This window comes from Hydrogenimonas thermophila, from assembly GCF_900115615.1.
Lineage (GTDB): Bacteria > Campylobacterota > Campylobacteria > Campylobacterales > Hydrogenimonadaceae > Hydrogenimonas > Hydrogenimonas thermophila.
The window spans coordinates 1-1,370 of sequence record NZ_FOXB01000090.1 but is presented as its reverse complement, the minus strand read 5'-3'; the positions used below and the strand labels follow the sequence as shown (position 1 = coordinate 1,370).

General features: G+C 32.9%; 2 protein-coding genes. Both read left to right on the top strand.

The window, feature by feature from the left end; genetic code table 11:
- The coding region (locus BM227_RS12885) for a hypothetical protein (protein WP_177202067.1) at nt 1-815 on the top strand (815 nt) is incomplete at its 5' end.
- A gap of 402 nt (nt 816-1,217) precedes the next feature.
- Nucleotides 1,218-1,370 (top strand): BrnT family toxin (locus tag BM227_RS12580; protein ID WP_143089757.1); only part of this gene is annotated, 153 nt, incomplete at its 3' end.

The following is a 1,370-nucleotide window of genomic DNA, read 5'->3' as shown; positions in this document are numbered from 1 at the left end:
AAATTATGCAGTGCGACTTTACGCCTGAAGCTTTGGTTGTATTGAGAGATAAAGGGTTTCAGATAGTATCTGATCCTAATGAAGCGGATTATCGTTTGGATGTTGAGGTTTTGGCATGCGGATTTCACACTACTACTGATACCTCACATGATAGAATTTCTATACTATACAGACAAAGAAAAGAGGTTCCTTTAAAAGAAAAACCTCTCTATAAAGATTTCATGGCTGTTGCATATAGTGAAAAAGTTCCGCCATACTTTTCAATGATTGCTGAATATCTCAAAAAGAATCCTGATGAAGGGATGAGAATGTTTCATCAGTATGGAATTTTGTATCGTAAAAACTCACGATATTTTGAACATTCTTGGCATAGGATAGTTACTGATGGTGCACAGTATGAAATACTCAAAACCAAAGGATATCTTTATCCTAAAAAATATGCTGGAATACCCGAGGAAGATAAAGAGTTTGTCAAAAAATGGTTAAAAAGCTCTGTTGAGCAAAAAGATATAGCCCAATTTTCTACCCTCTCAAGTGCCATAGGATATGTCGATTTAGGAAACTCGCTAAACAGTATAGGACATAGCGGTGCAGGTACAGCATCCGCAGCTCTTGGCGTAGCAGTGCTACTCTTTAGCAAAAGACCAGGAGAGGCGGCTGATCGATTTACACTTACAAATATGAAAACCGGCAAAAAGGTTTTTGTAGATTATGACTATCTTCTATCTGGCAAATTTGGATGGAAAAATGTAATTGGAAAAGATGATCTTGATTGGGTTGAAAAACATCTTGATGAGGTATTTGATAAACTTTAATCGTTGCTAGTTTTGTTTATGTTTAAATGGACTTTCCCCTATTGGGGAAGTGCCATTTCTAAAAAATAGAAATTTTAAAAAGATTGCAACCACTATCCACGAATAACACGTCTTTAACGCCCCTTAAATTCCCTCTGCAACCACTATCCACGAATGTTTTTTCAATATTCTATCTTTTTAAATTATATTCCGCTACTTTTTTACTAAAAAATTGCAAAATATTGCTAAAAAATTGCAAATTTTTGAAAATTATCTACTCACATTCGATAAATTGGTTGCATCTGACACTCACATTCGATAAATTGGTTACCTATATTTTTTAAAACAAGGATTTTTAGCAATAATTGCTGATTAAAGTATATATTTAAGATGATTTAAATATATATTCAATATAATTTTTATATGAAATTTGAATATGATATAAATAAAAGTCTCTCAAACAAGAAAAAGCATGGCATAGATTTTGAAGAGATAAAAGAACTATGGAAAGATGAAAGAATGGTTGAGATTTTGACACCATTTGAAGATGAGGAGAGATATATCAATATTGGCAGG